At 42.0% G+C, this 21,002-nt stretch carries 18 protein-coding genes; 12 read left to right on the top strand and 6 right to left on the bottom strand.

Going from position 1 to position 21,002, the window contains the following annotated elements; genetic code table 11:
• Positions 1-124: 124 nt before the first annotated feature.
• The 5 genes from thrA (at position 125) to BUE31_RS07365 (ending at position 6,270) form a co-directional block, all read left to right on the top strand.
• Positions 125-2,572 carry a bifunctional aspartate kinase/homoserine dehydrogenase I gene (gene thrA, locus BUE31_RS07345; protein ID WP_073401874.1) on the top strand — a complete coding sequence of 816 codons (2,448 nt, stop codon included), beginning with the start codon at positions 125-127 and terminating at the stop codon, positions 2,570-2,572.
• A gap of 39 nt (positions 2,573-2,611) precedes the next feature.
• Positions 2,612-3,604: a homoserine kinase gene (locus BUE31_RS07350; protein WP_083619462.1), complete on the top strand. Its 993-nt coding sequence runs from the start codon at positions 2,612-2,614 to the stop codon at positions 3,602-3,604.
• A gap of 247 nt (positions 3,605-3,851) precedes the next feature.
• Entirely contained in the window at positions 3,852-5,162 is a 1,311-nt protein-coding gene (thrC, locus tag BUE31_RS07355) for a threonine synthase (RefSeq protein WP_073401876.1), read from the top strand.
• Between the two features lie 6 nt (positions 5,163-5,168).
• On the top strand, positions 5,169-5,642 hold the full coding sequence (locus BUE31_RS07360) for a GNAT family N-acetyltransferase (protein WP_073401878.1): 474 nt from the start codon (positions 5,169-5,171) through the stop codon (positions 5,640-5,642).
• A 22-nt stretch (positions 5,643-5,664) separates the two neighbouring features.
• A complete protein-coding gene (locus tag BUE31_RS07365; protein ID WP_073403038.1) occupies positions 5,665-6,270 on the top strand; it encodes an HAD family hydrolase in 606 nt (201 codons plus the stop codon).
• A 24-nt stretch (positions 6,271-6,294) separates the two neighbouring features.
• Here the strand turns inward: BUE31_RS07365 and BUE31_RS07370 are convergent, their stop codons facing one another.
• The gene (locus BUE31_RS07370) at positions 6,295-6,648 is read right to left on the bottom strand and encodes a winged helix-turn-helix transcriptional regulator (RefSeq protein ID WP_073401880.1); all 354 of its coding nucleotides are present in this window, start codon (positions 6,646-6,648) and stop codon (positions 6,295-6,297) included.
• 159 nt (positions 6,649-6,807) lie between these two features.
• On the opposite strand from BUE31_RS07370, the gene BUE31_RS07375 reads away from it, so the two are divergent.
• Positions 6,808-7,803: an aldo/keto reductase gene (locus BUE31_RS07375; RefSeq protein ID WP_073401882.1), complete on the top strand. Its 996-nt coding sequence runs from the start codon at positions 6,808-6,810 to the stop codon at positions 7,801-7,803.
• Between the two features lie 145 nt (positions 7,804-7,948).
• Complete coding sequence (locus BUE31_RS07380; protein ID WP_073401884.1) at positions 7,949-8,917, top strand: alpha/beta hydrolase; 969 nt, start codon at positions 7,949-7,951, stop codon at positions 8,915-8,917.
• Positions 8,918-8,944: 27 nt separating this feature from the next.
• Here the strand turns inward: BUE31_RS07380 and BUE31_RS07385 are convergent, their stop codons facing one another.
• Together BUE31_RS07385 and BUE31_RS07390 are read right to left on the bottom strand one after the other, a co-directional pair.
• Positions 8,945-9,826: a flavin reductase family protein gene (locus BUE31_RS07385; protein ID WP_073401886.1), complete on the bottom strand. Its 882-nt coding sequence runs from the start codon at positions 9,824-9,826 to the stop codon at positions 8,945-8,947.
• 17 nt (positions 9,827-9,843) lie between these two features.
• Positions 9,844-10,842: a fumarylacetoacetate hydrolase family protein gene (locus BUE31_RS07390; RefSeq protein WP_073401888.1), complete on the bottom strand. Its 999-nt coding sequence runs from the start codon at positions 10,840-10,842 to the stop codon at positions 9,844-9,846.
• A gap of 765 nt (positions 10,843-11,607) precedes the next feature.
• Between BUE31_RS07390 and BUE31_RS07400 the strand changes: the two genes are divergently transcribed.
• The 4 genes from BUE31_RS07400 (at position 11,608) to BUE31_RS31590 (ending at position 16,471) form a co-directional block, all read left to right on the top strand.
• Positions 11,608-12,765, top strand: a complete 1,158-nt coding sequence (locus tag BUE31_RS07400) for a homogentisate 1,2-dioxygenase (protein ID WP_073401891.1) — start codon at positions 11,608-11,610, stop codon at positions 12,763-12,765.
• Positions 12,766-12,843: 78 nt separating this feature from the next.
• Complete coding sequence (gene hppD, locus BUE31_RS07405) at positions 12,844-13,968, top strand: 4-hydroxyphenylpyruvate dioxygenase (protein ID WP_073401893.1); 1,125 nt, start codon at positions 12,844-12,846, stop codon at positions 13,966-13,968.
• Positions 13,969-14,132: 164 nt separating this feature from the next.
• Positions 14,133-14,804 (top strand): DNA alkylation repair protein, encoded by a 672-nt coding sequence (locus BUE31_RS07410; RefSeq protein ID WP_073401895.1) that lies wholly within the window; start codon positions 14,133-14,135, stop codon positions 14,802-14,804.
• Positions 14,805-14,998: 194 nt separating this feature from the next.
• Positions 14,999-16,471 carry a PAS domain-containing sensor histidine kinase gene (locus tag BUE31_RS31590; RefSeq protein WP_317042437.1) on the top strand — a complete coding sequence of 491 codons (1,473 nt, stop codon included), beginning with the start codon at positions 14,999-15,001 and terminating at the stop codon, positions 16,469-16,471.
• 162 nt (positions 16,472-16,633) lie between these two features.
• On the opposite strand, the gene BUE31_RS07420 is transcribed toward BUE31_RS31590, so the two are convergent.
• From BUE31_RS07420 to BUE31_RS07430, 3 genes are all read right to left on the bottom strand, one after another.
• On the bottom strand, positions 16,634-17,614 hold the full coding sequence (locus BUE31_RS07420) for a type I phosphomannose isomerase catalytic subunit (protein ID WP_073401899.1): 981 nt from the start codon (positions 17,612-17,614) through the stop codon (positions 16,634-16,636).
• A 107-nt stretch (positions 17,615-17,721) separates the two neighbouring features.
• On the bottom strand, positions 17,722-18,624 hold the full coding sequence (locus BUE31_RS07425; protein ID WP_073401901.1) for a DUF5655 domain-containing protein: 903 nt from the start codon (positions 18,622-18,624) through the stop codon (positions 17,722-17,724).
• Positions 18,625-18,731: 107 nt separating this feature from the next.
• A complete protein-coding gene (locus tag BUE31_RS07430) occupies positions 18,732-19,961 on the bottom strand; it encodes an NADP-dependent isocitrate dehydrogenase (protein ID WP_073401903.1) in 1,230 nt (409 codons plus the stop codon).
• A 278-nt stretch (positions 19,962-20,239) separates the two neighbouring features.
• On the opposite strand from BUE31_RS07430, the gene BUE31_RS07435 reads away from it, so the two are divergent.
• Positions 20,240-20,953: a hypothetical protein gene (locus BUE31_RS07435; RefSeq protein ID WP_073401905.1), complete on the top strand. Its 714-nt coding sequence runs from the start codon at positions 20,240-20,242 to the stop codon at positions 20,951-20,953.
• The last annotated feature ends 49 nt before the right edge of the window (positions 20,954-21,002 follow it).

Raw genomic sequence — 21,002 nt, forward strand, 5'->3', positions numbered from 1 at the left:
AACAATTACTACCACCGGCGTAAAATCCGGAGGAAGATAATCGTATGGTGTAAAAACATAAAAAACCAAATGAGCGCCTTCCTCCGAAAAGAGGAAGGCGTTTTTGTTAATATTAAACGCAGTAATGAAAATTTTAAAATTTGGCGGTACTTCCGTAGGATCAGTTCAAAGCATCCAAACCTTATTGAACATTGTAAAAGGCGAAGTTGAAAATAAAGAAAAACCAATAGTGGTACTCTCAGCCATGAGCGGGGTAACCAACCTTCTGCTCTCAATGGCCGAAGGCGCCGCAAACGGTGTGGAATTTACCGAACAATTGGCCGAACTGGAAAAACGCCACTTTGATGTGGTAAAAAGCCTGCTTACCGTTCAAAATCAAAACCCTGCGTTTACCCGCCTGAAGATTTTCTTTAACCACCTGGAAGACTTGCTACAGGGCATATTGACTCTAAGAGAGCTTACCCCTAAAACCCGCGACCAGGTATTGAGCTTTGGCGAACGCTGCTCAACCCTGATGATCTGCAAAATTGCAGCACAGCATTTTCCGGAATCATATTGTGTTGATGCATCGGAGCTGATAAAAACTGACAGCTCATTTGGCCAGGCTAAGGTGAATATGGAACTTACTGAGCTGCTGATCCGCAGCTTTCAGCAGGAACATAGCGATAAAGTGCTTTTTGTTACCGGGTTTATAGCTGCTAACGAAGCCGGGCAGATTACAACTTTGGGCCGTGGTGGCAGCGATTATACTGCGGCCATATTCGGCTCGGCATTAAATGCGCAGGAGATCCAGATCTGGACTGATGTTAACGGCATGATGACCGCCGATCCGCGCATGGTGAAGAAAGCGTTTTCATTGCCGGAGCTTACTTATACCGAAGCAATGGAACTATCCTATTTCGGCGCTAAGGTGATCTACCCGCCAACTATGATCCCGGCCTTTTTAAAGAAGATCCCCATCGTAATAAAAAACACTTTCGAGCCGGAGTTTGAAGGTACCGTGATCCGTCATGATTGCAAGCCATCAAACTTGCCTATAAAAGGCATTTCTTCCATCAATAATATCAGCATCCTTAATTTGGAAGGCAGCGGCATGGTGGGTAAATCAGGCTTTAGCGGCAGGTTGTTTTCTTTGCTGGCGAGAGAACAGATCAATATAATCCTCATCACCCAATCCTCATCCGAACACAGCATCACCTTCGCTGTTCAGCCGGATGATACCGAGAAAGCGAAAAAATTAATAGAACAGGAATTTGAGTTGGAACTCCTCGCTAAAAAACTGGAGGATGTAGTAATTGAACAAAACCTGGCTATAATAGCCATAGTTGGCGAAAACATGAAACAAACACCCGGTGTATCGGGCAAGTTGTTTCATGCGTTGGGTCGTAACGGGGTTAATGTAAGGGCCATTGCACAGGGATCATCTGAATATAACATCTCGGTTATTATCTCTGCCCGCGACCTTGCAAAAGCATTGAATGCGGTGCACGATGGCTTTTTTACCCAGCTTACCAAAACACTGCATGCCTTTTGTTTGGGTACCGGCAACATCGGCCAAACCCTGTTTAAACAACTGAATGCACACAGCGCATATTTGCAGGAGCATAATGGCATCCAGGTAAAAATTGCAGGCATCAGCAATACCCGCAAAATGATCTTTAATACTGATGGCGTCTCCTTAGATAACTGGCAGGAAGAGCTAAATGCTTCAAATGAACCGGCTGATCTGCAGGAGTTTGTTGCCCGCATGAAAAGTATGAACCTGCCCAACTGTGTATTTATTGATAACACTGCCAGCCCAAAGCCTGTAGAGGTTTATGAACAGGTTTTCAAATCGAACATCTCTGTGATTACCTGTAATAAAATAGGCAACTCAGCATCGTACAAGCAATATAAAACCTTTCATGATACGGCATTGCAGCATGGCGTTGACTTCTTTTATGAAACCAATGTAGGGGCAGGTTTGCCCATCATCCGTACTTTAAAAGACCTGATGAACAGCGGCGACCGTATAGCAAAAATTGAGGCTATTTTATCGGGTACTATCTCGTTTATCTTTAATAATTTTAAGGGCGACGCCAAATTCTACGATGTGGTAAAAGAGGCGCAGGAAAAAGGTTATACCGAACCTGATCCGCGCGATGATCTGAGCGGAAAAGATTTTATGCGTAAAATGCTGATCTTAGCCCGCGATGCAGGTTACGCCATGGAAGAAGCTGACGTACAAATTGAAAGCGTTTTACCGGCAGCTTGCTTAGCAGCTAAAACTGTTGAAGACTTTTACGCAGCTTTAAAAAGTGAAGACGCTCATTTCACCAACTTGAAACAGCAAGCCGAAAAAGACAATAAGGTGTTGCGTTATATAGGCAAACTGGAAAATGGCAAAGCGGAAATTACCCTGCAAATGGTTGATGAAAGCCACCCATTCGCTACGCTATCGGGCAGTGATAACATCATTTCCTTCACAACCGACAGGTATAAAGAGCGCCCGCTGGTTGTAAAAGGCCCCGGCGCAGGTGCCGAAGTAACCGCCGCAGGCGTATTTGCTGATTTAATTAATGTGGGAGCGTAATCCCCCGGCCCCCTAAAGGGGGAGTTTTTGAAGAACAAAATGGAAAATAATATACAAGAAGTAAAAAGCCCCGACGCTATTAAAGCCTCCCCTTTAGGGGGTGGGGGGGGAATTCACGTCTTCGCCCCGGCAACCGTAGCCAATGTTGTTTGCGGCTTTGATGTGCTGGGCTTTGCCGTTAATGAGCCTGGTGATGAGGTAATAATGCGAATGACCGGCAAACCAGGAATCACCATTAGTAAAATTACAGGTGATGACGGCAGGTTACCGCTTGACCCGGCTAAAAACACCGTAAGCGTAAGCGTTCAGCACTATCTAAACAGTATCGGCCGTACCGATATTGGGTTGGATATTGAGCTGCACAAAAAGATGCCTATCGGCAGCGGACTTGGTTCAAGTTCAGCAAGTACGGTAGCGGGTTTGTTTGCTATCAAGACTTTATTAGGCGATGATGCCGACCCGGCTAAGCTATTGCCCTTTGCCATGAAAGGTGAGGAAATGGCTTGCGGTCATGGTCATGCGGATAATGTTGCCCCTGCCCTTTTTGGTGGTTTTGTATTGGTACGGAGCTATGAGCCATTGGATATCATCAGGCTGCCACACCCGGAAGGATTGTATTGCGCCATAGTATTCCCTGATGTGGATGTACCTACCCGCGAGGCCAGGCAGATCATCCGTAAAAATATCCGGATGCAGGATGCTGTAACCCAGTGGGGCAATATAGCAGGCCTGGTAAGTGGCTTGTTTATGAATGATATTGACCTGATAGGCCGCAGCATGAAAGATATTTTGGTTGAACCCGTACGCTCCATGCTGATCCCTGATTTTTATAAAATGCGCGAAATGGCCATGGAACTGGGTGCGGTAAGTTTTGGCATCAGCGGTTCAGGACCTTCAGTTTTCGCCTTTACCCGAGACGAAGATACTGCCAACCGTATCACCCAAAAACTGCAGCAGCATTTAACAGGGATAAACATTGGCAGCAACACTTATGTATCAACAATTAATGACAAAGGGCCGAGAGTTTTATGATGTGCGGATGTGCAAATATGTAGATGTGCGAATACCCCCAAGCGTCATTGCGAGGAACGAAGCAACCTCTGCGTAGGACAATCAACGAACCGCAATCTCGCAGGGACCTTACAGCCGCTGCCAGGTCTCCACACAACTAGTGGTTCATGATCTGCATAGTTCAGAGTTTGCTTCGTTCCTCGCAATGACGGTAGAAATAATAAATAACTAATAAACAAAATCCGAAATCGAACATCCGAAATCCGAAATGAAATTATACAGTACCAAAAACCCATCTACCCGCGTATCATTTAAAGACGCGGTTTTTAACAGCATGCCGCAGGATAAAGGCCTTTATATGCCGGTTAATATCCCGCGCCTGGACGACAAATTTTTAAATAACCTTGATGGGTATACCCTGCCCGAAATTGCTTTCCACATTGCGCAACATTTAATTGGCGATGATATTCCTGCTTATGATCTGAAGGCGATTATTAAAGATGCCATCAACTTTTTAGCTCCTGTAGTTAAACTGGAAGAAAACATATTTGTGCTGGAGCTGTGGCATGGCCCATCTTTAGCGTTTAAAGACTTTGGCGCCCGTTTTATGAGCCGGGTAATGAGCTACTTTTTAGAGAAAGGCGAAAAGAAGCTGGACGTGCTGGTAGCAACATCCGGCGATACAGGCGGAGCAGTTGCACTTGGCTTTTTAGGCGTGCCAAACACCCGTGTTACTATTTTATATCCAAAAGACAAGGTAAGCGAGATCCAGGAATTACAGTTAACTACCAACGGTCAAAATATCCGCGCTGTTGAAGTCGACGGTACTTTTGATGATTGCCAGGCACTGGTTAAACAAGCTTTTACTGATGCAGAGCTGAATGAAAAATTCCGCCTTACGTCTGCTAATTCTATAAATATAGCAAGGCTCATCCCCCAAACATTTTATTACTTTAATGCCTACGCACAGCTGTTAAAGCAAGGCATCAGCAAAGTGATCTTCTCGGTACCAAGTGGCAATTTTGGCAATATCGGTGCAGGTCTATTAGCCTGGAAGATGGGTTTACCGGTTGAGCATTTTATAGCGGCAACCAATGCTAATGATACCGTGCCTGAATATTTAAAATCAGGCGTTTATCAACCCAAACCATCGGTGGCCACCCTCAGCAACGCCATGGATGTTGGCGACCCAAGCAACTGGGTTCGGATTGCCGATTTATTTAAGGACGATATGGATGAGCTTAAAAACCTGGTTACAGGCTATCGTTATGATGATGACGAAACCCTTGCTGCAATAAAGTTCATTAATGATGATTATAACTATGTGGCTTGTCCGCATACTGCAATAGCATGGCAGGCTCTGCGCGACTGGCAGCAGGATAATTATAAACCTGATACTGCAGGCGTATTTTTATCAACCGCCCATCCCTGCAAATTCCCGGATGTGTTCCCGGAAAGCATCGCGGCCAAAATTGATATACCTGAGCAGGTTGCAGATCTGCATAAAAAGGAAAAACAAGCCACTGTTTTAGGCAAGGATTTTGAAGGATTTAAAAGATATTTGTTGGAGAATGAATAAATAGCAGTGAAAATAACTATCCAAACGTCTCTTAATCCCGAACAAAAGGCTGCTGCTTTAAAAATGTGGAATACGGAGTATCCGGTTAAAATGCAAATTCCAGGCATGGAGGAATTTGACAAATTTTTAAATACACTAATCGACCCTAAATATTACCTGTTTATAGATGAGATGGACGGCATAGCGGGCTGGGCAGCGACATTGTCAGGGCCCGTACGAAGCTTCTTTATTATGCTAAGCGACGCATACCACAGAAAAGGGTATGGTACAATTTTACTAAATGAATTAAAAAAAGAAGGCCCACAACTTTTCGCCTGGGTCATCGACCATAATAATGACCTGAAATCTGATGGCCGGCCTTATCCATCGCCAATAGATTTCTATCTCAAAAACGAATTTACTGTTAATAACGAATTGCGGATGGAAAATGAGCAAATATCGGCAGTGAATATTTTGTGGAATGCAGAAACCGGCCAATAGCATTTTTATTATTTTTACCCCCATGATCAACACCATCATCTTCGACCTTGGCGCAGTTTTAATTGACTGGAACCCGCACTACATGTACCGCACTATCTTCAACGATGAGGAAGAAATGAAAAACTTCCTTGCCACCGTTACCACCTCCGATTGGAACGAGGAGCAGGACGCAGGCCGGTCATTAGCTGAAGGCACCGAGATCCTGGTTAAACAATTCCCTGAACATGAGGAGAACATCCGCGCATTTTACACTCGTTGGGACGAAATGCTGGGCGAAGCTTTTCATGATACAGTTGAGATTTTTAAAGAGCTTAAAGAAAGCGGCAGATACAAAATTTATGCGTTAACCAACTGGTCGGCAGAGACCTTTCCAGTTGCTTTGGAGCGGTTTGAGTTTTTGCACTGGTTTGATGGAATAGTAGTATCAGGCGCCGAAAAAATGCGTAAGCCTGCGCCGGAGTTTTACCAGGTTCTGTTAGATCGTCATGAAGTTAAGGCTGAAGAAGCTTTGTTTATTGATGATAATTACCGCAATATTTTAGCTGCGGAGAAGATGGGGATAAAATCGATACATTTTACATCGGCATCAGAGTTAAAGGAAAAGCTAACTGAACTGGAAGTTTTTTAATTCAAATCCACAAAACGCATATTCTTAAAACGACATCTGGGTTTCTGCAAAATCGCACAAAGTGCCTAGCAGAGCGCTTAACTCTTCGCCTTTTTTAGTAAGCGAATATTCCGTACGCGGTGGGTTACCGGGCAAATACAATTTATTGATCAGGTCTTGCTGCTCCAAAAGCTTTAAGCGGTCAGCCAAAATATGGTCGCTGATATGTTCCAGGTCTTCCTTTAAAGCAGTAAACCGGTTATTGCCTTCTTCAATACTGAATAACACTTCAGTCATCCATCTTTTACTTAATAAATTTATTAGCTCATTAAGCGCGCACTTTTCTTCCAGGAACGATTGATTATAATAATTAGTGGAACTGAGTTTTCTTTCTGACATAGCTAATTTTTTAATGAGTTACTAACAAAGCAGTGAGTTATTGATCTCACCCGCCATTAGTTGTTTCTTTGTTGCCGTTATAACCAGATTATTATTGTGCTGGCATAAAACAATAGGGTTATTGTAAATAAACGAAAAATTCATTAAAAAAATACAATTATGAAATACCGCAAAATTGCAAATACCGACCTGTCACTTTCAGAAGTAACTTTTGGCGCCTGGGCAGCCGGGGGCTGGATGTGGGGCGGTACTCAAGGCAGTGAAGCAATTGAAGCCATAAGGGCATCTTACTCTCTTGGTGTAACCTCTATTGATACCGCTCCAATATATGGGCAAGGCACAAGCGAAGAAATTGTTGGGGAGGCTATTAAAGGGATTCCAAGAGACCGCTTTCAAATCCTTACCAAATATGGCATGCGCTGGGATCTAAAAAAAGGCGACTTTGGCTTCAGCAGTAAAAACAATAGTGGCGATGACATTGACATTTACAAGTACGCAGGGAAAGAAAGCATCATAAAAGAATGTGAAGACAGCCTGAAAAGGCTGGGAACAGATTATATTGATCTGTACCAGATCCACTGGCCCGATTCAACAACGCCTATAGAAGAAAGCATGGAAGCTGTTGCCCGGCTTATTAAGCAGGGAAAAGTCAGGTATGCAGGGGTAAGCAATTATAATGCAAAACAATTGGCCGAAGCTGAGAAGTATGTTGATGTAGTTTCTAACCAGGTTCCCTACAGCATGGTGAAACGTTCAATTGAAGAGGAATTAATTCCGTATTGCCTGCAAAACAACAAATCCATTTTAGCATACAGCCCTTTGGAACGCGGGCTTTTAACAGGCAAAATGAAACCGGGATATAAATTTTCAAATGGCGATCATCGCAGCGAAATCTCGTTTTTTAAGGATGAAAATTTAAAACGGACTAATGATTTCCTGTACCTTATTAAGCCCATTGCTGATGAAAAAAATCTTACAATCGGACAGTTGGTATTATTATGGACGCTTGCACAACCCGGAATAACCATTGCCCTTGTTGGTGCCAGGAATAGCGAGCAAGCCATTGTAAATGCGAAAGCTATTGAAAGCAGCTTAAGCAGCGAAGAAGTAAGCCTGATTTCAGGGCACCTGGCCAACCTGCAATTGGTCTCATAAATTCTTTTCTAAGTTTTTTCTTTTTTTGATTGTTTTATAAAAGCAGGGCACTGACAATTCAGTACAGGTGCCCGCTTTTATTAATTTCATCGCCCTTTTTACCAGGTTAATTTATTATAACCTTTTGTTACCCATCATTTAATTTATGAAACAACCACCTGCCGAAACAGATGATTTGCACCCGGTAATCTCAGAACTGCTGAAGACAAAATTTAATACCGAATACAGGATTCCGGCAGAGATCCACGCTTTTAGGCACATGATGGATGAATTTACACGTATCGCCTCATTTTCGGAAGTCGAGTCAATGTCGATCCATGAAATGAAATTTGCACCTGATGATTTACCGGAGTTTAAGATATTGATCTACAATGCAGACCGCGATAACCTAAAACCGGTTCTAATCTATTTTCACGGGGGCAACTGGATAGCGGGGAGTCTAAATACGAGCGATTCTGTTTGCCGTACACTTGCAGAGGGCAGCAACTATGTTGTTATATCAGTTGACTATGCGCTTGCCCCTGAACACAGCTTTCCGATACCTCTATACCAGGGACTTGAGGTTATTGACTGGATTAAAAAACAGGGATTTTATTATGGTATTAATCGTCAAAAAATAGTTATTGGCGGCGATAATGCCGGGGGCAATATTGCCGCAGGTTTAATTCACCTGGTAAGCCAAAGGAGAATACTTACCCTGCAGGGCCAGCTGTTGATCTGTCCTGCCTTGCATTATCGTTTTGATACACCATCTTATTGTGAATACGAAAAAGGGTATCTGACCTCCCTGGAGATAATCCAAAATAGCTATAAAGCCTATTTGGGGCCATATGCTAATGCGCATAGCGAATTTGCATCGCCGCTATTAACCCGCAATGTAAGCCACGTACCACCAACCCTTATTTTCACAGCAGAATATGATCCATTACGCGATGAAGCCGAACTTTATGCAGACCGGTTAAAAAGGCAGGGCATTGCCGTAGTATTTAACCGGTATAAAAGCGTAACGCATAATTTCTGGCTGATGGATAGCATTTTGAACACAGCAAGGCAGGCGCAAAAAGAAGCGATAGTATTTCTAAAAAAAATAAATGAAATGACCTATGCTGATTAAGTATTTTAAATATTACCTATCGGCGGCTTATAAAGCTGTAACTAACAGCACCTTCCACGCCTCTTCAACTTTACCATCCTCAAGTAAACGCTTTGCTTTTAAATGTACTTGTGTCTGGCTATCCTCCCCATCAAACAATTCTTTTACGCCTGGTAACTGCGCATAAGCCTCAATATCCATAGTTGTAGGTAAAGCTTCCACATTACCCAATTGACCTAAATTGTTTCCCGTAAGTATTTTAGAATTGCGAATGGCAAAAGGAATAGCATCTACGCCTATTCCTATATTTTTATTAGGCTTGGCAACGTTAAACAGGCTCTCAGTTGTAACCCGGCAATACCAGTCGCCACCCAGCCTGGCTACCAGGTCTATCTTTGCCTGGTCTATTTTTCCAGCGCTATCTAAAATAGCTTCATCAATATGGATCAGCTTTATTTCGGCTATCACCAAATTACCGGCGCCGGCATGGTCACCTAAAGAAATAACATCCTTAACAATACATTCCAGCTGCACCCTGGCTTCTGTTACCCTTGGTGGTTTCACCAATTCAGACGGCAACATAGTTAAGCCCGATTTTACAAATTCGTTTACACCCTTACCATACTCCACACTTGATAACGATACCTGCTGAACTATATCATAATTCACGATATTGATCACACACTCAGGAACTTCCAATATATTCTCCAGTGTATGCTTGGTAGTATTATCCCTTACCCTGCGCGACGGAGAAAAAACACAAACCGGCGGGTTTACACTAAAAATATTAAAATAGCTGAACGGGCTAAGGTTGATATTACCCGCCAGGTCAATAGTAGAGGCCAGGCAAATTGGTCGCGGGGCAACAGCATAGTTCAGATATCCCTGGATTTCAACCGGCGACAGGTCGGATATTTTTATGGTCAGCATAGTATAAACAGCCCCTGTTATTTTTTCTTAAGCTTAAGTATTGAAAAATCGCTGCCTGCCTCTTCAATAACGTTGCCAAGCATCCCCAGGCCGGTTATCTCCATCTCAACCAAATCACCCGGCTGAAGCCACTGTGGTTCATAGTTAGGATCATTCAGTAAACCTGTTCCGTTCAATTCCAAAAAGCATCCGGTTCCTACTGTTCCTGAGCCAATAACATCACCCGGCAGCACATCGCAGCCGTAGGCACAGCGTTCAATAATTTCGGCAAAGGTCCATTCCATATCCTTCATGTTGCCTGCCGATACTTGCTTGCCATTTACCACACATTTCATCTCCAGATTATAAGCATTGCCTGTATGCCCGGGTTTAGGTGCAACCTTGTATTGCTCCAGCTCATCAGGCGTTACCAGCCATGGGCCTATAACAGTGGAAAAATCCTTGCCTTTTGCCGGACCAAGGTTCAGCAGCATTTCTTCCATTTGCAGCGTACGGGCGCTCATATCATTCATAATCATATAACCTGCAATCAGGCTATCCGCATTGGCAGCTTTAATATTACGGGCTTTTTTGTAGAGCACCACTGCCACCTCCAGCTCAAAGTCGAGCTTTTCAAAATGGTCGGGCATACATTCTATCTCGCCAATTCCCTGTATGGCATTGTGGTTGGTAAAATAAAATATAGGATACTGGTCAAACTCGGGGATCATAGCCGCCCCCCTGTTTCTTCTTGCGGTTTCCACGTGTTGTCTGAAAGCGTAGCCGTCTCTGCACGATGTTGGGTGCGGAACAGGCGCCAGCATTTCAAAAAATAGTTCTTCCTTAGCCTCCAGCTTTCCCGAAACAATACTTTTATTGATGCGTTGCGCGCGGTCCATCAGTTCATCGCCTCCCCATAAAAACTCGTTCATATTGTCGGGGATCAGCTTATCGCAGGAGTTAAGGTTATAAATATGTCCTTTTATAAAAACGCCCAGGTGTTCACGGTCATCGGTTTTGTAGGATACTAATTTCATAGGTTATATCTATTGGTCGATCAAAGCTAAGGAATTTTAGTTGATTGGGTTGGATTAGGTTGATTAAGTTGGATTAGGTTTTTATTTGCAGAAGGTTGGAATATTAGCATACCTGTGAGTTTAAAACCCGGGGTGTTTGAAAATTATTCCTCTAATGATTATTCGCATTTCATCTCTTGCAGGCCTTCGACCTGCGCTAAGATATTAGGCCCCTTCAGGGCCAGCAAAATGAAAATTCCAAGCCCTGAAAGGGCGACATCCATCAGCGCAGGTCGAAGCGCTAACATATTAAGCCTCTTCAGAATCAGCAAAACTACAATATTCCAAGCCCTGAAAGGGCGACATCCATCAGCGCAGGTCGAAGGCCTGCGAGAAATAAGGTAATGGATATCTTTCGAATAGCAAGTCAACTTCTTTACCTTCCGGATTTCACTAACTTTTGGACTTCCTATTGCATAAATCAATTTAATTGAACTAACTTTGTACATTCAAATATGAGCATACAAAAGCATTTTCTTTTTTCCCTCGGCCTCACTTCAATGAGTGATGCCTCTTCTTTCAGGGATGCTGTGCTCGCTAAGATCGTGTTGGCGCAATACTAAGTTGTTGGAAGGTTGAAAAGTTGGAAGGTTGTAATGCTTTCATTATTACTTCAGCTTTAAAACCATTCTGCCTTTTCAAACGTTTTTATTTAAACCGATTATGTGTTGCGGGTTGATAACATTTCAACTTTACAACATTCAAACATTTCAACATAAATAAATCATGCCTGTTTATCATACATTAGGAGCTATCCCGCCAAAGCGGCATACGCAGTTCCGTAAGCCCGATGGTACGCTTTATGCCGAAGAGCTGGTATCAACCGAAGGCTTTAGCAGCCTGTATTCGCTGGTATACCATGTGTATCCCCCTACTCTTGTAAAAGAGTTGGGCGAGCCGTATTCCGTTGAGCCGAAGATAGCCCGCGAAAAGCATTTAAAACATACCAGCCTGATCGGTTTTAAAATTGAACCGGAAGATGACTATCTAAAAAGCCGGAAGCCGGTACTGGTTAACAGCGACCTGCACATCTCGCTGGCCGCACCGCGCAAATCAATGACCGACTATTTCTACAAAAACAGCCAGGCTGATGAGGTAGTGTTTATTCATGAAGGAACCGGAACGCTTAAAACCGGTTATGGCAATATCAAATTTGTTTATGGCGATTACCTGGTGATCCCGCGTGGCACCATCTACCAGATGGATTTTGATACGCCTGATAACCGTTTGTTTATTGTGGAGAGCTTTAGTCCTATCCGCATCCCAAAACGCTATACCAATGCGTACGGCCAGCTTACAGAGCAGTCGCCATACTGTGAACGCGATATAAAAAGGCCGACCGATTTAAAAACCATTGATGAAAAAGGCAACTTTAAGATCCTGATAAAAAAACAAGGGCTGATCTATCCATACATTTACGGAACGCATCCTTTTGATTTTATTGGCTGGGATGGCTTTCATTATCCATGGGCTTTCTCAATCCATGATTTTGAGCCGATAACAGGCCGCCTGCATCAACCGCCACCGGTACACCAAACATTTGAGGGGCATAACTTTGTGATCTGCTCATTTGTGCCGCGCAAGTTTGATTATCACCCGCTGTCGATCCCGGCCCCATACAACCACAGCAATGTGGATAGCGACGAACTGCTGTATTATGTTGATGGCGACTTTATGAGCCGCAAAAGCGTGGTTAAAGGCCAGATAACCCTGCATCCCGGCGGTATCCCGCACGGCCCGCATCCGGGTTCGGTAGAAAAATCTATCGGCAAAGAAGCAACCGATGAACTGGCCGTAATGATAGATCCTTTCCGTCCGCTAATGCTGACCGAAGATGCTATAAAAATTGAAGACGAAAATTATTATAAAAGCTGGGTGAGCTGAGGTGAAAGCTGAAAGGCGAAAGCTAAAAGCTGACTTCCAATCGCTAATTCACTCAATCACTAATTCACTAATTAAACAATGGAAACACTAACCATAGATAAAAAACCAAAAACAGCTGACTTTTTACCGCTTAACGGTACTGATCATGTTGAATTTTACGTAGGCAACGCCAAACAGGCTGCCTTTTATTATAAAACCGCCTTTGGCTTCCAGGACCTGGCTTACGCAGGCCCTGAAACCGGTATCCGCGACAGGGTATCATACGTTTTACAGCAGGGCAAGATCCGCCTGGTTTTAACAACCCCGCTGCATTCAGACCACCCAATAGCCGAACATATTAAAAAACATGGCGACGGTGTAAAGATCCTTGCACTGTCTGTTGATGATGCTTATGATGCATTTTTACAAACCACCAAACGTGGCGCCGAGCCTTACCAGGAGCCCAAAACTATGACCGATGAGCATGGAGAAGTGCGTACCAGCGGTATAAAATTATATGGTGAAACCGTTCACCTTTTTGTGGAGCGTAAAAACTATACCGGGGCGTTTTTACCAAATTACCAAAAGATGGGATCTAACTATAATCCAACCTCAACAGGATTATTGCATATTGACCATTGTGTAGGTAACGTAGGCTGGCACAAGATGAATGAGTGGGTAAATTTTTATGAAGAGATCATGGGGTTCAAAAACATTTTAACCTTTGATGATAAAATGATCTCAACCGAATATTCAGCCCTGATGAGCAAGGTAATGAGCAACGGGAACGGGTTTGTTAAATTTCCGATAAACGAGCCTGCGGAAGGGAAAAAGAAATCGCAAATTGAAGAATATCTTGAGTTTTACGAGGGCGAAGGCGTACAACACCTGGCCCTTGCTACTGATGACATTGTTAAAACAGTTACCACCCTGCAAGGCCGGGGCATTGAGTTTTTAACCGTTCCCACCACTTATTATGACGAATTGGTAGATCGGGTTGGCCATATTGATGAGGACCTTGGGCCATTGAAAAAACTGGGCATCCTGGTTGATAGGGATGATGAAGGCTACCTGCTGCAGATCTTCACCAAACCGGTTGAAGACAGGCCCACTTTGTTCTTCGAGATAATCCAGCGCAAAGGTGCAAAATCATTTGGCGCCGGCAATTTCAAAGCGCTTTTTGAAGCCATTGAAAGAGAACAGGAACTGAGAGGAAATTTGTAAGGATTTCGGAATTCGGATTTTCTTTAATGCGGATTGCGGAATGTCCAATGCGGAATTTGAATAAAAGAGCGAAGCTAAATTACTTTCGGTCTTTACTGACTTTCCGGTCTTCCGGACTTTTACTATTTTTAAGCCGGGCTATCGTCCGGCTTATTTGTTTTACCATGACTACCGAAGAAGTTATCGATCTCCTTAAACAAAAATCAAACGCCAAATACCTGGCGGGGATGAAACGTTTTGGTATTAACGATAAAGATGCATTGGGTATCCCCCTCCCCGAATTGAGGAAGATAGCGAAGGGTATAAAAACCGATCATGCCCTTGCACTGGCCCTGTGGAAAATTAAAATTCACGAGGCCCGGATGCTCGCTTCATTGATAGCAGACCCAAAGCTATTTACCGAAAAGCAGGCCGATAGCTGGGTAAAAGATTTCGATTCATGGGATGTTTGCGACCAGGTATGCGGTAACCTGCTGGATAGGACAGCATTTGCTATCAGCAAAGCATTTGAATATTCTGCCGCCGAAGAAGAATTTGTAAAGCGGGCCGGATTTGTGCTGATGGCCGAATTTGCCGTTCACAACAAAACCGCCCCTGATGATGTATTTATAGCTTTTTTCCCTGTAATAGAGCGTGAAGCCTGGGATAGCCGCAACTTTGTAAAAAAAGCGGTAAACTGGGCGTTAAGGCAAATCGGCAAAAGAAACAACAATTTAAGAGGCCACGCAATACATGCTGCTCAGCGGATTTTATTGCAAAACAGCAAGCCGGCTAAATGGATCGCCTCAAATGCGCTGAATGAACTGTCAAGCAAACCTTCTATAAGTAATAATTAACTTTTGGGTGTTTAGCCTCCTAAATTATCTATCCTCATAACATTTTACATATTATTGCCAACCATTTTAGGATGGTTTCCGTAATAGACTGGCTTACAGTTTTGCCGCACATCTATTTTTGGCATAGAATTTTCTATTACGAACTATGTAGCTACTGATTAAAACAAAATGAGTCGGATATTAATATGAGTATTGTGGACGGGAACAATTTTTATTCTGATGATGCATCCCATCTTGCTCAAATAATTGATCAATTAAATGCGGGGATCTGGGAGTATAACGTTAACACGAAAGAGGTTAAGTGGTCTGCCGGATTTTATACTATCCTGGGTTATAAACCCGGTGAAATAGAGTGTTCCTATAATTCTTTTCTTGAAGACCTGCTTTACCATCACGATAAGCCCGTTTTTTTAAAAGCGCTCCACACCCGCAGTCACGATCAAACCAATACCGTTCAAATAAGACTTTTAACCAAAGCCTCAGGTTACCAGTGGTTTGAAAGTATCACCAAAAAGTGGGAAGAAAATGGCGTTGCCCGGTTTACCGGTTCATTGGTAAATATTAACAAAGCCAGGATCCTGGGTTTACGCTCGGCCCAAAACGATTTTCATTTTAACGAAACAGGCACAATAGCCAAAATAAGCGGCTTTGAAATTAATGTGCCTACCATGAGCTTATGGCTTTCAAAAGAGGCCTTTGATATTTACGAGTTAAATGATCAGCTTAAGTTAAGCATTGAAGAAGCCGTTAGCTTTTTTGAGCCTCAATACCGCCCGCTTATAAGCGAGGCCATTGATAATGCTGTAAAATTCTGCAAACCTTATGACCTGGAATTACTTTTCAGATCAGCCAAAAATAATGTGATCTGGGTGCGGGCCAAAGGCCTCCCGATTATTGACGATTATGGCAAATGCATTACCATTAGGGGTATACTGCAGGATATTGATAGCATTAAAAAGAAAGGCCTGGCCCTGCAGGCATCTATCCACTCACTTAACGATCAAAACAAACGACTTCAAAATTTTGCCTATATCGTATCGCATAACCTGCGTTCACACTCCGGCAATTTGCAGTTTATGGTTAATTTACATGAGGAGAGCGAATCAGCCGAAGACAGGGCCGAAGTTTTTGCACACATCAAATCAATAAGCGCCAGCCTTAGCACTACCGTTGAGCATCTTAACGAGATAGTTATGATCCATACTGATATTGATAAGGAACGGAAAACGCTCGAATTTGAAGCTGTATTTAAAAATGTGATTTCCGCACTCCAAAGCAATGTAGAGGCAACCGATGCTAAAATTGAATATGATTTCACTCAATGCCCGGTAATTGAATACATTCCGGCTTATCTCGAAAGCATCTTCCAAAACCTGCTTACCAACTCGCTGAAATACCGCCATATGGACAGGCAGCCAATTATTACCTGCCGTACCATAAAAGATCATAGTCACATATACATGGTGTTTGAAGATAACGGCATCGGCATTGACATGGAACGCTATGGCGATAAAGTATTCGGCATGTACAAAACCTTCCACCAAAACACCGATGCAAAAGGCATTGGCCTGTTCATCACCCGCAACCAAATAGAATCAATGGGCGGCACCATAAAGGTTGACAGTACCGTTAATGTGGGTACGAAATTTACGATTAGGTTGGTATAGTTTAGCGATCAGAGGCCGCAACACCCTTTCAAAAACTTGTCATTGCTGAGGAACGAAGCAACCGCGAACTATGCTTTTACGCTTTGCAAATTACACACTATTCTATCCGTTCTGTAAAGTTCGCGATTGCCACGCTGCGCTCGCAATAACAAAATAAATCAACTATTCTATGTAGCTTTCCAGAATTTTAAATCCGGCTGTTGTAGTTAATTCAACATGATCTACACTCTTCGGCAACAAAATACAATCCCCCATCTTAACCGGGTATTCCTCACCGTCAGCCTTAACCGTAAACTCACCTTCAACACAAACATAAATCACAAACGAATCAAGGTTGCTGTAATCTTTGGTGGTTCCGGTTGTAAAATCAAGCAGGTTGGTGGTAAAGTAAGGACAGCTTACCAAATGAATCGTTTCATCTTTTTTAGGCTGATATTGGGTTTTATATTCCGGATAATGTTTGTAGTCGATAGCTGCAAGGGCTTCTTCTGTATGCAGCTCGCGTTTGTTGCCTTTATCATCAACGCGGTCAAAATCATAAATGCGGTAGGTAATGTCTGATGTTTGCTGAATTTCGGCAATCAGCAAACCTTTACCAATGGTATGTACACGGCCTGCCGGTAAAAAGAAAACATCACCTGCCTTTACATCTTCCTTATTCAAAACATCGGTTAAATGGCCGCTGTTAAATTTATCAAGGTATTTTTGTTCGGTAAGCTCCTGGTTAAATCCGGCAATTAATGTCGATCCCGGGTCAGCCTCGATCACATACCACATCTCTGTTTTACCGAATGAGTTATGGCGTTTTTTGGCCAGCTCATCATTTGGGTGCACCTGGATAGAAAGGTCTTCGTTCGCATCAATAAATTTTATCAGCAAAGGAAAAATATTTCCAAAATGAGCATATACCTTTTCGCCAACCAGCTCGCCTTTAAACTTCTCAAGCAACTCAGCCAGCGATTCACCGGCCAATTCACCATTCGCAACCACCGAAACATCCGACTTTACACCCGAGATCTCCCAGGTTTCGCCGCAATTTGGCAGCGAGCCAAAATCTTTATGCAAATAGGTTTTTATTTTATTACCACCCCAAATTTTGTCTTTAAAAATGGTTTTGAATTTTAACGGATACAATGCTGACATAAGTAGATGTTTAAGGGTGCTAAGTTATTAGTTAAATATTTAATGGGGAAAAAGATGTTGAATTTATCAGGAATTGCCAGACGTCTGGCAATTCGGTGGCATTCAAATTATAAAACATCTTTATATGACTGTTCAACCAAATTCATAACATAATCGATATCGTGTTCATTATTAATGTAGATCCTTTGGTTTAATGACCAATTGTACGTGTCAGGAATTTGGTCTATCCTATTTTCCGGATCGTTATAATTTTTTACCGGCCTTAAATAAATAAGAAGTTTGATCTTTTGTATATGAACTTCCGCGAAAATTTTAGATACTTTAAAGGCAATGTAATTATTGTTAATCTTCCTATCGATACTTTCGTCCAGCTCAAATATTCGATTTTGCACTGTTAGAAAAAGGTCCTTTACAAATGCTTGGCCTTTATTTAAATGAGATTCTAAATCAGGCTGGATAACCTGTTTAACAGACTCATCTATTTGATCATCCGCTATCACCTGTTCAACATATTGAGCTTTTTCATCATCTCCTTTTATATTTTCCAACATAAAAATATTGCCTTCATAATAATGATATTTGAGCAATTCCAACTTAGCAGAAATTTCATTTAGCGCAAAAATATCGTATGGATTATAGCTTTCAGCAATGCAAATCACCCTTGGATTTTTCCAATCTATCGGTGATTCAGCTCCTAATTTTTTTATAACCAGCATTTGAAAAAATTCCGGTTTTTGTGATTTAAGCCAATTTAAATAAAACAATGCCTGGGTTATGACATTATCGTGTTTATTTCGTTTATACTCAATAATTACTGGCGCTCCCTTCGAATCAATGGCGAGTGTATCAATCCTGCCTCCGTGGGTTGTCTGATATTCTGAAGCTATGAAAAACATATCAAGAAGTACTGGCAAATTTTCTTCAACTAACTTTTGTAGATTTTTTTCTTTACTAAGTGGTACTATACCAAGTTTCTTAATTTTTCCGTCGATGGCTGAATATACAGGCATTGCTTAAAGTTTAGACCTGTAATCTAACAAAAAAAGTCCGCATATCTCTATGCAGACTTTTCTATTTTATAAGACGCAAAACATTGCGTCTCTACATCAGGTTAATTTTACTTACCCAATTTCACTTTCAAATTCTCATCAATAGCAGCTAAAAACTCTTCGGTGTACAAGTAATCTTTACCATGCTCCACTTTTGGTTTTATGGTGATGGCCAAATCTTTTGTCATTTTACCGCTTTCAACAGTTTCAATACAAACTTCTTCAAGCGCCTTGCAGAATTTTATCAGCTCCTGGTTGTTATCCAATAAACCACGGAATTCTAAGCCACGGGTCCATGCAAAAATTGATGCAATAGGGTTGGTTGAAGTTGGCTTTCCTGCCTGGTGTTCGCGGTAGTGGCGGGTAACTGTACCGTGTGCTGCTTCAGCTTCCATAACGGTGCCGTCAGGTGTAACAAGGGTTGAGGTCATTAAACCTAACGAACCAAAGCCCTGTGCAACAGTATCAGATTGTACGTCGCCATCGTAATTTTTACAAGCCCATACAAAGTTACCATGCCATTTTAAAGCAGATGCAACCATGTCATCAATTAAACGGTGCTCATAAGTTAATTGGTTAGCTTCAAACTCAGCCTTAAATTCCTGCTCGTAGATCTCCTGGAAGATATCTTTAAAACGTCCATCATATTTTTTAAGGATGGTGTTTTTAGTTGATAGGTATAAAGGCCATTTTTTAAGCAAAGCCTGGTTAAAGCAAGCGCGTGCAAAACCTTTTATTGATTCATCGGTGTTGTACATGGCCAAAGCAACGCCATCACCTTTAAAATTAAATACTTCAAATGATTGTTCGGCGCTGCCATCCTCAGGTGTAAACTTAATAGTTAACTTACCTTTTCCTTTGGTTACAAAGTCGGTAGCGCGGTACTGATCGCCAAAAGCATGACGGCCAATACATATCGGGGCTGTCCAGTTTGGTACCAAACGCGGAACATTAGCCATAACAATAGGCTCGCGAAAAACCGTACCATCCAGTATATTACGGATAGTGCCATTTGGCGATTTCCACATTTGTTTTAAATTAAATTCTTTCACACGCTCTTCATCAGGCGTAATGGTGGCGCATTTAATCCCAACACCATATTGTTTTATGGCATTTGCGGCGTCAATGGTAACCTGGTCATTGGTCTCATCGCGATACTCAATACCAAGGTCATAGTATTTAATATCCAGATCCAGGTAAGGGATTATCAGCTTATCCTTAATAAATTTCCATATTATACGGGTCATTTCATCGCCGTCCAGTTCAACAACAGGATTTTCTACTTTAATTTTCGACATCTTTGATACTATTATTTTTTTTAATGGCTCCAAATATATAAAAATGGTTCATTAGTTTATTGGTATCATTAGTTCATTAGTATATAGTTTATTATCTTACTTCAAACTGACAAACCTGTTCCCTTATAACAACTTATTCAACTTAATCCACCAATCCAACTTAATCAACTCAATAAACTTTTATTCACCGGAATGCTGTTTTTATAAACTTTGATGCTATTTTTATAAAATATATAATCAACCATTGGTTAATCTTAAAGAGTGATGCTTTTTAACTTATGATAAAACTGATACCGAGAACAACACTGCTAACATTACTTGTTTGTTGTACCACATTTATAGCAAAAGCGCAAATAGGTTATAACTATGCACAATACGATATAGGCACTTCTGTTGGGTTTAATAAGGTTTATGGCGATGCCGAAACAGTGACCACCATGCCGTCAATTAATTTTAATTTTACCTATAATGCAACACCCTTTACCAATTTTGTTTTTGAGGTGCAGTTAGGAAAGCTGCGGGGCGGCGATTCGGTGCTTACCAAATCAGGCAGGTATTTTAATAATGATTTCAGTGCCTTTATATTCCGTGGCCAGCTTCAATTTGGCGAGTTTTTAGATTATTCAAACAGCCGGTTTAATAATGCGCTTAAAAATTTATATGTATCGGCAGGTATTGGCTTTGTACGCAACAACATAACCCAGATAAGCCGGAATTCGGAAAAAGTACCGGGTTATTATACGGGTGGGGATGATAAAAGCAGGGAACCTTTTATTCCTTTACGCATTGGTTATGAATTTAAACTTTATAACAGGTACTCGCAGCCAGGCATTAAGATAGATCTTGGCTATGGATACAATTATGTATTGGGCGACGGACTTGATGGTTTTACAGCCGGAAGCAAAAATGATGTGTATTCGCAATTCACTTTGGGTGTAAAATTTTCTATCGGCGCTGCAGCTATATCATACCGAAAACAAATTACGTATTAGTTAGTTGATTAAGTTATATTGGGTTGATTGGGTTAGATTAAGTTATAAA

The organism is Mucilaginibacter sp. OK098 (assembly GCF_900142915.1).
In the GTDB taxonomy this organism is placed as follows: Bacteria; Bacteroidota; Bacteroidia; order Sphingobacteriales; family Sphingobacteriaceae; genus Mucilaginibacter.

Excerpts from the sequence above, each read along its gene's own strand:
- BUE31_RS07370 (WP_073401880.1), bottom strand. The coding sequence starts at position 6,648 with ATGTCAGAAAGAAAACTCAGTTCCACTAATTATTATAATCAATCGTTC.
- thrC (WP_073401876.1), top strand. The coding sequence starts at position 3,852 with ATGAAATTATACAGTACCAAAAACCCATCTACCCGCGTATCATTTAAA.
- thrA (WP_073401874.1), top strand. The coding sequence starts at position 125 with ATGAAAATTTTAAAATTTGGCGGTACTTCCGTAGGATCAGTTCAAAGC.
- BUE31_RS07385 (WP_073401886.1), bottom strand. The coding sequence starts at position 9,826 with ATGCTGACCATAAAAATATCCGACCTGTCGCCGGTTGAAATCCAGGGA.
- BUE31_RS07350 (WP_083619462.1), top strand. The coding sequence starts at position 2,612 with ATGGAAAATAATATACAAGAAGTAAAAAGCCCCGACGCTATTAAAGCC.
- BUE31_RS07410 (WP_073401895.1), top strand. The coding sequence starts at position 14,133 with ATGACTACCGAAGAAGTTATCGATCTCCTTAAACAAAAATCAAACGCC.
- BUE31_RS07380 (WP_073401884.1), top strand. The coding sequence starts at position 7,949 with ATGAAACAACCACCTGCCGAAACAGATGATTTGCACCCGGTAATCTCA.
- BUE31_RS07375 (WP_073401882.1), top strand. The coding sequence starts at position 6,808 with ATGAAATACCGCAAAATTGCAAATACCGACCTGTCACTTTCAGAAGTA.
- BUE31_RS07430 (WP_073401903.1), bottom strand. The coding sequence starts at position 19,961 with ATGTCGAAAATTAAAGTAGAAAATCCTGTTGTTGAACTGGACGGCGAT.
- hppD (WP_073401893.1), top strand. The coding sequence starts at position 12,844 with ATGGAAACACTAACCATAGATAAAAAACCAAAAACAGCTGACTTTTTA.
- BUE31_RS07420 (WP_073401899.1), bottom strand. The coding sequence starts at position 17,614 with ATGTCAGCATTGTATCCGTTAAAATTCAAAACCATTTTTAAAGACAAA.
- BUE31_RS07390 (WP_073401888.1), bottom strand. The coding sequence starts at position 10,842 with ATGAAATTAGTATCCTACAAAACCGATGACCGTGAACACCTGGGCGTT.
- BUE31_RS07365 (WP_073403038.1), top strand. The coding sequence starts at position 5,665 with ATGATCAACACCATCATCTTCGACCTTGGCGCAGTTTTAATTGACTGG.
- BUE31_RS07400 (WP_073401891.1), top strand. The coding sequence starts at position 11,608 with ATGCCTGTTTATCATACATTAGGAGCTATCCCGCCAAAGCGGCATACG.
- BUE31_RS07425 (WP_073401901.1), bottom strand. The coding sequence starts at position 18,624 with ATGCCTGTATATTCAGCCATCGACGGAAAAATTAAGAAACTTGGTATA.
- BUE31_RS07435 (WP_073401905.1), top strand. The coding sequence starts at position 20,240 with ATGATAAAACTGATACCGAGAACAACACTGCTAACATTACTTGTTTGT.